This window comes from Paenibacillus phytohabitans (genome assembly GCF_013141775.1).
Classification (GTDB): Bacteria; Bacillota; Bacilli; order Paenibacillales; family Paenibacillaceae; genus Paenibacillus_AQ; species Paenibacillus_AQ phytohabitans.
Genome location: NZ_WHOB01000093.1, coordinates 13,103 through 25,400, shown reverse-complemented (window position 1 = coordinate 25,400; position 12,298 = coordinate 13,103). Strand labels below are relative to the sequence as shown.

Below are 12,298 nucleotides of genomic sequence, written 5' to 3'. Positions count from 1 at the left end.
GGCATCCTCCTTGTGTAGTTATACGAGCTGAAGATAAGGTGAGGCTTAGTAAGGCAAGACTCGTGCAAGACTCAGGCAGGGCTCAGGCAAGACTTAGGCAAGGCTCAGGCAAGGCTCAGGCCCGGTGATCCCGTTCCTACGTCTGCGTTCTCTGGTCCATGCGGCAGGATAGCGGAGGGAGCTCTACCTGGGATTGTATAACCGGCTGGCGGAAGGTTCCGGAAGTATTCCATTCCAGATAGTGCAGCTTGAACACCAGCTCAGGCTTAATCCAGACCGAGCCTTTACTGCGCTGGGGCAGCTCTGCAAAAGGCATCTGCTCTGTGATCATACCGCTGATCTGTGCGGTCAAATTCCGCCAGTCCTGTACGGTCATTTTGCCCGCTCCTGCATGGCCGATATAGTGCAGCTTCCCCGCATCATCATACAATCCGAAGAGCAGGGCGTTGACCAGACCGTCACGGAAGGTGACGCCGCCGGCTACAGCAGTGACATCGGAGATGATTTTGCATTTCTGCCAGCGCTTATCCTTGCCTCCCGTGGCATAGGTGCTGGTGAGCTCTTTGCATACAATCCCCTCCAGCCCGCCCTTCAGAGCGGCGGCGTACAGCTGTGCGGGCTGATGGTAGCTTGGCACATTCTGCACATGGGGATGGGGCAGCAGCATTTCACTTAACATCTGCTGCCGCCGGGACAAAGGCTGGTCCAGCAGCCAAATGCCATTGCAGTACAGGATATCGAAGACCATGTAGAGCACCGGTACCTGCGGACTTACCGCCCGGATCGCTGCTTCATTCTTCAGGCTGTCCCGCCGCATCACCTCATGGAAGGAGGGCTTGCCGCCGCTGAGCGCAATAATCTCGCCATCGAGAATGACGGAACCGGCCCGGCAATACGCCTCCGGTCTGGCAAGCTCAGGATACTGCAGCGTGCGCAGGTTGCCCCGCCGGTTGATCAGCTCGGCATGGCTTCCATCGTAATAGGAGAGCATCCGCACGCCATCCCATTTGATCTGGGCGATCCACTCCTCGCCCTCCGGTAGCCTGGAGGCAAGCACGGGCTCGAATGGAATAACCGGCTGCAGCGTAAGCGGACCGCCAATAACGGGAGGTGCGGATGACCTGCTCCTAGGCACCGGTTACCTTGCTCTTGGCCGTCCGGCGTTTCGGCTTCGGAGCGATGACCGGAATCGGACCTGTTGCCTCGTTAACTGCCGGCACCTCCGGCTCAGGGGCAGGGGTTCCGGAGGCTTTGGCCTGTGCCGGTTTTTTCTTACCGGCCGCAGCCGCCCGCGGCTTTTTGCCTGTGCCGGTTCCTGTGCCGGACAGTGAAGGTCCGGGGTCGGACGGAATATGCTGTACAGCTTCGATACTGGCCTGCAGGGCAGCCATCAGATCGATGACATTGTTCTCCTGGCGTGCCGGAGCAATATGGAATTCCTCACCGGCGATCTTATGCGTGATCAGATCAAGCATCCGCTGGCGGTAATCGTCCGTGTATTTAGCGGGTTCAAACGGTGTGGACAGCTGGGAGATCAGCAGCTTGGCCATATCCAGCTCTTTGTCGTTCACGATCCCCGGCTCCGGCAGACCGGGGACCTGCGATACCGGACGGACTTCGTCCGGGTAATAAATGGTTTCAATCGCCAGGCAGTCGGCGAGGACGCGGATAGCAGCCAGACTGCTTTTAGAGCGGATGGAGATTTTGGCGATCCCGATTTTGCCGGTCTGGCGCATCGCCTCCATGAGCAGACGGTAGGCGTTGGCGCCGGCCTGATCGGGAGACAGGTAATAGGTCTTTTGGAAATAAATTGGGTCGATCTCCGTCAAATCCACAAAATCCAAAATTGTAATGCTCTTGCTGCTCTCCTCGGTTAACTGATCCAGCTCTTCCTTATCGAACAAGACAAACTTGCCCTTCTCATATTCGTATCCCTTGCCGATCTCTTCCCAGGCCACTTCCTTCTCGCACACGGGGCATTTACGCACGTAGGATAGCGGACTTCCGCATTCTTTATGGATGTAACGCAGCGAGATATCCTTGTCTTCCGTAGCGGAGAACATTTTGACCGGAACATGCACAAGCCCGAAACTGATGGCTCCTTTCCAAACGGTATGCATGAGAATCGCCTCCTGAGTATTAGTGCTGTTTATAATTGCTTATCATGAGTTCACGATCAATATGGCTTAGTATGACGCGGTGGGGCTTTTTCTAGCCGGATGCATTATTTGCGATTCATGGGAAAAAATAAAGCCGTTCAGCGTACGCATTGCACAGTGAATGAGACATTCATTGCTGGTCATTGCTGGATAGTCATGCTAAGGGAGGCCGTTATGGAAAAAGAGCGGAACAACTGGAGCGACGCCCTGTCCGAGCAGGATATCCCGGCAGAGGCTGTCGATTGGGAGAGCATTATTGCGGAGCCCGGGGAAGAGGAGCTGTACGGTGAAGCCGGACTGCTGGATGCTGATGCAACTATCGGCGAACTTTCTGCAGAAGATGAGGATGAATAGGGAGGCGACAAAATGGATGTGAAACGTGCGGGGGATATTTACGCCTCCAAGGATAGGATTGCTGTCCATCTCGATGGTGAACCGGTATGGATTGAGCATGTGGATGCCGATAACGGCATGGCCACTGTACAAGTAGGCTCCCGGCCGGATAATACACGAACCGTTGGTGTAGACCGGCTGGAGGAGCAGGAAAGTTAGATCGGTTGATGCCTACCTAGGCAGAGGCCGGATGAGGTAGAGTGAGTAAGGACGGATAGGAACGGCTCAGGTTAATATAGAAAACCGGTTGAGAGGTATCCGATCAGCCGGTTTTTTGGTGCGCCTCACAGTCACATCATCTAGGTGGTTCAAATCCACCCGGTAACTTTACCCTTTAAAGTGCCGTAGCCGAAGTAGATATCCGGCAATCGAAGGTTGCCCGGATAGGCAGGGTGTCTTCCGTGAGGAAGAATCCGAAGGGCATGCAGGCAAAGTCCAGCCCGGAATACAGTGAACCAGAGGTGGCGGCGATGTCGGGCGACCCGCCCGAAAAACGGGGAAGCCTATACGAGAACGTATATTTTACAGGAAAACAACCAAAGGGAAATGACCTGTAGGACTCATCGACGTGATTAGGGTCAGGATGGATGGAATAGAAGGTGCAGATAACTGAGGGAAGTCTCGTAGTCTCCTTGACGCAAACGCGGACAAGGTAGGGGAGGTATAACCGAAAGGGAAAGCCAAGCCGAAGGATTGCGAGATGGCGGATCGTTTCGTAGTAGTGAGTAAATCCGGGCCAATGAAAGCTGGTAACAGACTGGAGGAGAAAACCCGGATGATTATGCGCCTGTATTTTTTTTTGAAAGGCAATTAGCCAGAAAAAAAAGTGGTGTCGCATACCCTGCTCTCACTCCAAAAGAGGAGAGACAGAGGCGAAGGGAACGTGCTTCGTCAAAGCCTGTGAGTGTTCGTGAGTGGAGATCGTAAACGTCTTAAACCAGCGAGGGTTTGGCCGAGAGGGTACGTCCCGCCGAGAGCGAAAGAGCGCTTGGGGATGAGGCAAACTGGCGGCCTGAGTACATCCAGGGTAGCAGGAGCGATTGAAAGTTTTTTTTTCTAACACGCAGCTGCCGGGATGGAACAAGAAAGGAATCGATCATCTGTAGCGGAAACAAGACCAGCTTGGTGAGTAGCAGTAAAGGTGGTGAAACACCAATGAAACCGAAAAGACGGTACTATTCCTTAATCGATAAGGTTTACCAAATGAACAACCTGCACGAAGCATGGCTATCGGTGAAGAAGAATCAGGGAAGCGGCGGAATCGATGGCGTCAGCATCGGGATGTATGAGAAGAATGTAAGCACGAACCTAAAGGAACTCCAAAGGTTATTGCAGCAGGGTCGTTACGTCCCCGATCCGGTGAGGCGGCATTACATCGAGAAGGAAAATGGGAAGTTAAGGCCGCTAGGCATTCCCACGATCCGAGATCGCGTATGTCAGCAAGCCGTACGTCAAATTATTGAGCCCATCTTTGAACAGGATTTTTATTACTATAGCTTTGGCTTTCGGGCAGGATATTCGGCGCATCAAGCCATACGTACCATTCGGCGGGCCAAACGTAACGGATATGAACACGTAGTAGACCTGGATATTGTATCTTTCTTCGATGAAATCCCCCACGAAGGGCTAATGGAGAAGATACGAGAGAGAATCAGCGACGGAAAAGTGCTGACGCTCATTCGCGGATGGCTAACGGCGGGAATCATGGAAGATGATCAGTTCCATGAAACGGAAATCGGGTCTCCACAGGGCGGGGTAATCTCGCCGCTGCTGGCGAACGTTTATCTGAACACGTTTGACTGGAGAATGAAGGAGCAGGGATTTGCCATAGTCAGGTATGCAGATGATGCAGTGATTCTATGCAAGACAGAGGAACAAGCAAAAAAGGCATACCTGTCGGCAAAGACCATACTGGAAGAAGAACTGCGACTGCGAATGCACCCGGAGAAAACAAAAGTGTTGGATTTCGATGAGGGATTTCGTTTTCTGGGATTCGACTTCCGGAGAGATTATATAACTGTACCGGACACGAAAGTGAAGAAGTACAAGGATAAAATCCGAAAGGCGACTCGCAGACAGCAAGGAAAGAACCTGAGCGGAATGCTCAAGAAACTAAACGAAATCATCCGAGGATTTGGAAATTATTTTGGCATAGGGAATGTAAAGAAAAAGTTTGAACGTCTGGATAAATGGATGCGAATGAGGGTGCGAGCCTTTATGCGGCGAAAGAAGTCTACGGTTTCAAACCAGTTGATCCCGAACAAAGTACTGGAATCAGCAGGAATGGTATTTCTAACAAGCTTACTCACCACACGTTCCTAATTCAGGAGTGAAATAGGCAATCCGGTGACGGATGAAGGAAACTCACTCCTGAAGATGGGGAACTGACGAAGGAAAGCCGTGTGCGGGAAATCCGCATGCACGGTTTGACGGGGAGTCCGAGGGAGTAATCCCTCGTCTTACCCTACTGTAGTTTAGGCAATTATGTGATGAGCAAGTTGCTACGGCGCGGGTAACCGAGCCAAATGTATGCGAAAAACCGAATACAATGTGCGACTACGAAGCTAACCGAGCCAAATGTATGCGAAAAACCGAGTACAATGTGCTGGAGGAGGCTGGTTGGTGAACATAAAGGGGGATGTCTCTTTAAATCCGCCAGAAATTGGCCAGAGCGTCATCCGGCAAAAAGATCATATTAGAGCTGACACAAAGGTTGACGGAATGCGCCATAACCCCCTATATTTGGGGGGAGAATTTTGACGAAAAGAGATGATAGGCGTGCGTCCCATTTTGCTTGGTGTATGTTCGGCGCTGTTTTTTGCGGTAACGTTTGTGCTTAACCGTAGGATGGAGCTTGCGGGAGGAAGCTGGGCCTGGAGCGCCTCGCTGCGTTATTTCTTTACCCTGCCGTTTCTGCTGGCCCTTGTGGCCGGAAGAGGGCGGCTGAGGCCGCTGCTGGCTGCGATGAGAGAACGTCCGGGGGCCTGGCTGTTATGGGGGACAGTCGGCTTCGGCCTGTTCTATGCGCCTATTTGCTTCGCGGCTGCATATGCACCCGGCTGGCTGACGGCGGGGACCTGGCAGATCACGATTATCTCGGGCTCACTGCTCGCTCCATTCTTCGGACAATGGGTAAGCGGGCCTTCCGGTTCTGTATACATACGCGGTAAAATCCCGCTCCGCGGGCTGCTCCTGTCCCTGATCATTCTGGCCGGAGTAGCGCTGCTGCAAGTGGAACATGCGCGCCAGCTGACTCCATCCCAGCTGCTGCTGGGCATTATTCCGGTACTTATTGCTTCATTCGCCTATCCGCTGGGCAACCGCAAGACGATGGAGCTCTGCGGAGACCGGCTGGATGTGTTCCAGCGGATTCTAGGGATGACGCTGGCCAGCCTGCCCTTCTGGCTGGCAGTCGCATTATATGGCCTGGCAGACGCGGGCCAGCCGTCGTCCTCGCAAGCGGGCCAGTCCGTGATCGTTGCCCTATCTTCGGGGATAGTGGCTACCGTACTCTTCTTCCGGGCTACGGATATGGTCAGGGGCAGTATGAGCGGCCTGGCGGCAGTTGAGGCGACCCAGTCCCTGGAGGTGCTGTTTGCCCTGCTGGGTGAGATGCTGATTCTGGCTTCTCCGCTGCCGTCCCTCCTGTCATGGACCGGGATTGCGGTCATTATTGCGGGCATGGCGCTGCACAGTCTGTTCTCCCGGCATCCGGGAGAAGCGGCATCCGGGACAGAGAAGCGGCGCGGAGGAGCAGAAGTTCCTGCAGCCGGAGGTAAGATTACATAATGAGAATCCGTGCAGCGGGCTCTGTACACTGGCTCCATATACAGATAACAGCGGCCTGTTGCGGTGCAAGTATCATACCGATATAATTAAAAGTATTGTTAACCGTTAAGGGATATCAAGTAGAAACGGCTACGCCGTCCTTTAAGGACGGTATCCGTTTCAGCGAGAAATAGAAGGATAAAGTATAACGTAAAACATATACTTTCTTATATTTTCTAAAAGGTGGTAGTTGCAGTTTTGGACAATAATATTGAAACGGTGTTTACTTACCGTTCCTCGAGCCTCCAGGACACTGACGCGCTTGCAGCCGCCATCGCAGCCGTGTCGGAGCCGGGGATGGTGATAGGCCTGGACGGGGATCTGGGTGCGGGCAAAACCGCGTTCTCGCAGTGCTACGCCCGCCACTTAGGTGTGGAGGGGATTGTGAACAGCCCTACTTTTACAATTATCAAAGAGTATGAGGGCCGTCTGCCGCTGTATCATATGGATGTATACCGGATTTCCCTCCAGGAAGCGGATGAGCTGGGGCTGGAAGAGTATTTCTACGGCCAGGGAGTAAGCCTGGTGGAGTGGAGCAGTATCATTACGGACCTGATGCCGCCGCGGCATTTGCATATAGAGCTGAAGTCTTCCGGCCCGGAGAAGCGGGAGATTACGGTAACCGGAATCGGGGAGCCTTACGGCGGAGTGTGCCGGGCGCTGATCCAGAAGTGGGGTAAAGAAACATGACGAATCTGAATAATGAGCCGCGCAAGCGGTTTTTGGCGCTGGATACATCAACGGCTGTGCTGGGGGTGGCAGTTACCGGGAACGGGGAGCTGCTGCATGAGATTAATGCTTCCGGGGAACGGAATCACTCGGTACATCTGCTGCCGATTATTGAGCAGGCGCTGCAGGCCTCGGCTACGGCGGCAGACATGATCGGCGGAATTGCAGTCGGTGTCGGTCCGGGATCGTATACCGGGACAAGGATTGCTGTAACTGCAGCCAAAACGCTGGCCTGGGCCTGGAACGTTCCGGTCACCGGGGTGTCCAGTCTGCATGCGCTGGCGTGGGGCGGATATCATGCCGCGGCTCTTCAGCAGGAAGCGGGACAGGCTGATGTGACGTCCGCGAACGGGACAACGGGTCCGGACTGGATCATCCCGCTGATCGACGCGCGCCGTGGACAAGCCTACACTGCGCTTTTTGCAGCGGACGGGGACAACCCTCCGCAGCGGCTGGCGCCGGATGCCATCCGTCTGATGGCAGACTGGGTGCAGGAGCTCGGAGAGCGGCTGAAGGACGCTGCAGCGGAAGGCATGCTGCCGGGCACATTATGGTTCACCGGGGACACGGCACTGCATGGAAGTGCAGAATCGCTGGCCCCGCTAGCCGGAGCAGGCATTGTTCAGGCACTGCCTTACGAACTCGAAGGCCGCTGGACCGGATTCTTGGCCGAAGCGGGCATCTATGAGGAAAGCGCAGATATTCACGTATTGATTCCCAATTATACGCAGCTTACCGAAGCGGAGGCTAATCTCCGACGGAGCAGTGAAGGGAGCCTGAATAAAGGATGACGGTATCGGAACCAGGAAAAGATCAGGGGACTGAGCTAGTTTTTCGCCTGATGCGGCTTGAGGATATCCCGGAGATTCTTGTGATTGAACGCGAAGCCTTCACAATGCCGTGGACGGAGGAAGCGTTCCGCAACGAGCTGAGCCATAATCATTTTGCTAAGTATATGGTAATGGAGCTGGCCGGGCATATCATCGGCTACGCCGGGATGTGGGCGATTGTCGATGAGGCGCATGTAACGAATATTGCGCTGCTGGAGGCCTATAGGGGACGTAAATGGGGAGACCGGCTGCTGGACGAGCTGATGAAGACGGCGGCGTATCTCGGGATGAAATCGATAACACTTGAAGTGCGGGTCTCGAACGAGGTGGCCCAGAATTTATACCGCAAAAAAGGCTTCCGTCCTGCCGGCACCCGCAAGGGTTATTATTCGGACAACCGCGAGGATGCGCTCATCATGTGGGCGGATCTGCCGGAGTACGGGGAGCAAGGGTTGACGGAAGGAAGCGTGGACTTGAAATGAAGACCGGAACGGGCGCACTTAAGCCTGTATATATACTTGCAATTGAAACGAGCTGTGACGAAACTTCAGTAGCTGTAGTCAAAGACGGCTGTGAAGTGTTATCCAATATTATCTCCAGCCAGATTGAGACCCACCGGGCATTCGGCGGCGTGGTGCCTGAAGTGGCCTCCCGCAAGCATGTAGAGGTGATCACGCTGGTTATTGAGGAAGCCATGAACGCGGCGGCAATCTCGCCGCAGAACCTGACGGCAGTCGCGGTCACCCAGGGCCCGGGGCTTGTCGGGGCGCTGCTGGTCGGTGTCGTGGCGGCCAAAAGCCTGGCGCTGGCCTGGGGCAAGCCGCTTATCGGCACCCACCATATTGCCGGCCATATCTATGCCAACCGGCTGGTCAAGGAACTGCAGTATCCCAATATGACGCTGGTGGTATCCGGCGGTCATACGGAGCTGGTCCTGATGGAACGGGAAGGTGAGTTCAAGATCATCGGGCGCACCCGGGACGATGCTGTCGGCGAAGCTTACGACAAAGTGGCCCGGGCGCTGGGCTTTCCTTATCCGGGCGGTCCCCATGTGGACCGTCTGGCGCGGGAAGCAGAAGTAGCCTTCCCGCTGCCGCGTGTATGGCTGGAGCCGGGTTCGTATGACTTCAGCCTCAGCGGCCTGAAGTCTGCGGTGCTCAACGCGGTGAACCAGAGTAAGATGAAGGGGCTGGAGCCGGATGTGGCCGGAATCGCCCGCGGCTTCCAGGAATCGGTTGTTGAGGTACTGGTCGAGAAGGCTGTGCGTGCCGTACGTGAGTTCAGCGCAGGGCAGCTTTTGCTCTGCGGAGGGGTGGCTGCGAACAAGGGCCTCCGTGAAGCGCTGACCTTGAGATGCGCTGCAGAAGGGATCGAGCTGATCATCCCGCCGCCGGTATATTGCACGGATAACGCAGCGATGATCGGGGCTGCTGCCTATGTGAAATGGAAGCATGAAGGCGGGATTCCGCTGGATATGGTCGCCGATCCCGGATTTTCGCTGGAGAAATGGTCTGTATCTGCCTATTGACTTCTTTTGGAGAAGCCGGGTATAATCAGTTCAATTCATGAATCTTATATTTGAACAAACGCGATGATTGGAAGCAGTAAGGAAACTCCGGGATAAGAGAGCTGCGGGCGGGTGCGACGCAGTCGAAGGAGACCTGAACTCGTCCGGGAGCGGAGCGGTGGAAGCAGGGAACTTCTTGAACAGGGAGTGCTGGCCGGTGCAGAATGTAGACCGGGCCCTTTCGTACACCGTTACGGTTGACCTCCGTAAGAGGGTTGTTGAGTGGATACCGCAGGCGCAGCAGAAGAGTTGCTGATCCGGGTATCAACAAGAGTGGTACCGCGAGGGTGAACAACCTGTCGTCTCTTGAATGAGACGGCAGGTTTTTTTGTGCGCTGGTATAGGCATTCATAGAATTACACGCAATGAACGGGAGTAGTAGACGGCCAAGGTGAACAGAGAGCTGCGGGTGGTGCGACGCAGTCACCGGAGGCCGGCGAATCTCGCCCGTGAGCGGAACGGCGGAAAGAGCTTCATGTACGCCGTTACGGATGTCCCCGTTACCGGACTGTTCGTATCCCCCAGGCTACCCTTACGGGAGCAGGGAGATATGAAGCGGAGCTGGACGCAGCTTGGGCTGCCTGAATGGAATGAGGTTCAGGAGCCTATGCGTCAAAAAGAGTGGTACCGCGGAGGGGTGACCCGCCGTCTCTTTAATTAGAGACGGCGGTTTTTTGTGTTTTTTGAAGTTGAGCTGGAAGGCTGGCTGTATGAACCCAATTTGAGGAGGATGAACAATGATTATTCCGGTAAAGAAACGAATTCAGATTTTTGATACGACGCTGCGTGACGGAGAGCAGGCCCCGGGGGCTAGCCTTACCCCGGAGCAAAAGATCATTCTGGCAGGCAAGCTGGCCGAGCTGGGCGTGGATGTCATGGAGCCGGGCTTCCCCGTATCCAGTCCGGGTGACTTTGCAGCGGTAGAGACCATCTCCCGCAAGATTCAGGGCGTAGAGATCTGCGGCTTCGCCCGCGCGGTCAAAGGGGATATCGATGCTGCTGTGCGGGCAACGCGGGATGCGGAGCGGCGGCGGATTCATCTGTTCATCTCCTCCTCTGACATTCACCTGCGCCATCAGCTGCGTAAGAGCAGACCTGAGGTAGTTGCCGCCGCACGCGAAATGACAGCCTATGCCCGCCAGTTCAGCGATGTGGTGGAATTCACCGCCATGGATGCTGCACGGACTGGAATCGATGATCTGATCGAGATGGTCGAGGCGGTGATTGAAGAAGGTGCAACCATTATTAATCTGCCCGACACGGTAGGTTATGCGCTGCCGCAGGAATACGGGGAGATGTTCCGGCGTGTGCGGCTCGGTGCGCGGGGCGGCGACAAGGTCATCTATAGCGCCCATTGTCATAACGACCTGGGGCTGGCCGTGGCGAACAGCCTGGCGGCGATTGCTGGCGGTGCCACACAAATTGAGGTCACTGTCAACGGAGTGGGCGAGCGGACCGGCAACTGTGCGCTGGAGGAGCTGGTTATGGCGCTGGAAACACGGGGTGATGCTATCGGTGCGGAAACGGGCATCCGGCTCGAGAAGCTTTATGACACATCACGCATCATCAGCGGGGCGATGCATTTCCCGATCGCCTTCAACAAGCCGGTCGTCGGCCGGAATGCCTTCCAGCATGAATCCGGCATCCACCAGGACGGCTTGCTTAAGGACCGCAGCACGTATGAGATTATGGACCCGGAGCGGCTGGGCATCCCGCGCAGCATGATCATCCTCGGCAAGCATTCCGGCAGGCATGCGCTGAAGGACCGCGCGGCGAAGTACGGGATTGCCCTGGATTCAGCGGAGCTGGACGCGCTCTATGAATCCTTCAAGGAAACCGCTGACCGCCAGAAGGCCGTCAGCGATGATGAGCTGCTGCGGATGGTCAGCAGCACCACCGGGCAGCAGGCGCAGGTCTATGCGCTCGGCGAGGTGCAGGTCCTGGCAGGCAGCGCGCCGCGCCGCGTAGCCGCCGTATCGGTGCGCCACCTGCAGAGCGGCGCAGAAACCACGCACACCAGCACCGGAGACGGTCCGCTGGAAGCGATCATTGCCGCCATCGGGCAAGGGATCGCTGAGGATATCCGCTTCGACGGTCTGGAGCTGCACTCCCTGGGCAGCGGCGGGGATGCTCAGGCTGAGGCTGCCGTTATGGTGGAATGGAAGGACACCAAGTTCCGGGGGACGGCCATCCATCACGATATCGTGATGGCAGCGGGAATTGCTTACATTGCTGCCTGCAATGCAGCGTTGCTGTCAGAATCGGCTGCGGATTCTCCGGAAACGGAAACTGCGGTGAACGGCTAAGCATTACCCGGAATGCAGCATCAGACACTTCACGGACGCGTCTTGCCGATGTCACTCAGACACGGCGGGGCGCGTTTTTTAGCGGATAACTCCGAAGAAGCGGCGCGGTGCAAGAAGCTGGCACGAGGGTGGCTGGTGCCGGCGGCCGGAAACAGGTGGATTTTCTCCACTTGCTTATGAAGTGAGGAGCTCTTGCCAGGAAACAGTTGGATAATCAACACTTAATAGGCTGCAAATATCCAGACTTGAGGGAATGCATGAATTTAAATGACGTTTATCCACTTAATGATCTCAAACGCTCCAAAACAGCCAAATTAAGATACGTTAATCCACCTAAATTATTATGCAGAGTGGAGGCCCATCAAACTAATCACCGCCATTTCATAAGATCCGTCTCGGGTGACGGTGTTCCAGGCTAATGGTATATCCGTCCGGCAGTGGAACAGCAGGAATTCGGCTGCGGAGGCAGCCTTCAGCAGAAGCATC

Annotated in this window: 11 protein-coding genes and 2 other annotated features; of the genes, 9 read left to right on the top strand and 2 right to left on the bottom strand. The window is 55.3% G+C overall.

Annotation, left to right across the window (positions count from 1 at the left end):
* Positions 1 to 136: 136 nt before the first annotated feature.
* Positions 137 to 1,135: an ATP-dependent DNA ligase gene (locus tag GC101_RS31315; RefSeq protein ID WP_342424315.1), complete on the bottom strand. Its 999-nt coding sequence runs from the start codon at positions 1,133 to 1,135 to the stop codon at positions 137 to 139.
* Positions 1,128 to 2,120: a non-homologous end joining protein Ku gene (gene ku, locus GC101_RS31310; protein ID WP_171720498.1), complete on the bottom strand. Its 993-nt coding sequence runs from the start codon at positions 2,118 to 2,120 to the stop codon at positions 1,128 to 1,130. Before ku ends, GC101_RS31315 begins: the two co-directional genes overlap by 8 nt.
* A gap of 213 nt (positions 2,121 to 2,333) precedes the next feature.
* Between ku and GC101_RS31305 the strand changes: the two genes are divergently transcribed.
* The 9 genes from GC101_RS31305 (at position 2,334) to GC101_RS31265 (ending at position 11,812) form a co-directional block, all read left to right on the top strand.
* Positions 2,334 to 2,513, top strand: a complete 180-nt coding sequence (locus tag GC101_RS31305) for a hypothetical protein (protein ID WP_171720497.1) — start codon at positions 2,334 to 2,336, stop codon at positions 2,511 to 2,513.
* A gap of 12 nt (positions 2,514 to 2,525) precedes the next feature.
* Entirely contained in the window at positions 2,526 to 2,711 is a 186-nt protein-coding gene (locus GC101_RS31300) for an H-type small acid-soluble spore protein (RefSeq protein WP_171720496.1), read from the top strand.
* A 996-nt stretch (positions 2,712 to 3,707) separates the two neighbouring features.
* Positions 3,708 to 4,874 carry a group II intron reverse transcriptase/maturase gene (ltrA, locus tag GC101_RS31295; RefSeq protein WP_171720495.1) on the top strand — a complete coding sequence of 389 codons (1,167 nt, stop codon included), beginning with the start codon at positions 3,708 to 3,710 and terminating at the stop codon, positions 4,872 to 4,874.
* Between the two features lie 456 nt (positions 4,875 to 5,330).
* The gene (locus GC101_RS31290; RefSeq protein ID WP_171720494.1) at positions 5,331 to 6,341 is read left to right on the top strand and encodes a multidrug resistance efflux transporter family protein; all 1,011 of its coding nucleotides are present in this window, start codon (positions 5,331 to 5,333) and stop codon (positions 6,339 to 6,341) included.
* A 237-nt stretch (positions 6,342 to 6,578) separates the two neighbouring features.
* Positions 6,579 to 7,070: a tRNA (adenosine(37)-N6)-threonylcarbamoyltransferase complex ATPase subunit type 1 TsaE gene (gene tsaE / locus GC101_RS31285; protein WP_171720493.1), complete on the top strand. Its 492-nt coding sequence runs from the start codon at positions 6,579 to 6,581 to the stop codon at positions 7,068 to 7,070.
* Complete coding sequence (gene tsaB, locus GC101_RS31280; protein ID WP_171720492.1) at positions 7,067 to 7,900, top strand: tRNA (adenosine(37)-N6)-threonylcarbamoyltransferase complex dimerization subunit type 1 TsaB; 834 nt, start codon at positions 7,067 to 7,069, stop codon at positions 7,898 to 7,900. The genes tsaE and tsaB overlap by 4 nt, the downstream gene beginning before the upstream one ends.
* Complete coding sequence (rimI, locus tag GC101_RS31275) at positions 7,897 to 8,421, top strand: ribosomal protein S18-alanine N-acetyltransferase (RefSeq protein WP_042134051.1); 525 nt, start codon at positions 7,897 to 7,899, stop codon at positions 8,419 to 8,421. The genes tsaB and rimI overlap by 4 nt, the downstream gene beginning before the upstream one ends.
* Positions 8,418 to 9,467: a tRNA (adenosine(37)-N6)-threonylcarbamoyltransferase complex transferase subunit TsaD gene (tsaD, locus tag GC101_RS31270; RefSeq protein ID WP_171720491.1), complete on the top strand. Its 1,050-nt coding sequence runs from the start codon at positions 8,418 to 8,420 to the stop codon at positions 9,465 to 9,467. The genes rimI and tsaD overlap by 4 nt, the downstream gene beginning before the upstream one ends.
* Before the next feature lie 54 nt (positions 9,468 to 9,521).
* Positions 9,522 to 9,816, top strand: a binding site (T-box leader).
* Between the two features lie 46 nt (positions 9,817 to 9,862).
* Positions 9,863 to 10,162 (top strand) — a binding site (T-box leader).
* Positions 10,163 to 10,243: 81 nt separating this feature from the next.
* A complete protein-coding gene (locus tag GC101_RS31265; RefSeq protein ID WP_171720490.1) occupies positions 10,244 to 11,812 on the top strand; it encodes a 2-isopropylmalate synthase in 1,569 nt (522 codons plus the stop codon).
* Positions 11,813 to 12,298: the final 486 nt, after the last annotated feature.

What these genes read in the sequence shown, in the direction of transcription:
- ku (WP_171720498.1), bottom strand. Translation starts at nt 2,120, where the DNA reads ATGCATACCGTTTGGAAAGGAGCCATCAGTTTCGGGCTTGTGCATGTT.
- GC101_RS31305 (WP_171720497.1), top strand. Translation starts at nt 2,334, where the DNA reads ATGGAAAAAGAGCGGAACAACTGGAGCGACGCCCTGTCCGAGCAGGAT.
- GC101_RS31300 (WP_171720496.1), top strand. Translation starts at nt 2,526, where the DNA reads ATGGATGTGAAACGTGCGGGGGATATTTACGCCTCCAAGGATAGGATT.
- ltrA (WP_171720495.1), top strand. Translation starts at nt 3,708, where the DNA reads ATGAAACCGAAAAGACGGTACTATTCCTTAATCGATAAGGTTTACCAA.
- tsaB (WP_171720492.1), top strand. Translation starts at nt 7,067, where the DNA reads ATGACGAATCTGAATAATGAGCCGCGCAAGCGGTTTTTGGCGCTGGAT.
- rimI (WP_042134051.1), top strand. Translation starts at nt 7,897, where the DNA reads ATGACGGTATCGGAACCAGGAAAAGATCAGGGGACTGAGCTAGTTTTT.
- tsaD (WP_171720491.1), top strand. Translation starts at nt 8,418, where the DNA reads ATGAAGACCGGAACGGGCGCACTTAAGCCTGTATATATACTTGCAATT.
- GC101_RS31265 (WP_171720490.1), top strand. Translation starts at nt 10,244, where the DNA reads ATGATTATTCCGGTAAAGAAACGAATTCAGATTTTTGATACGACGCTG.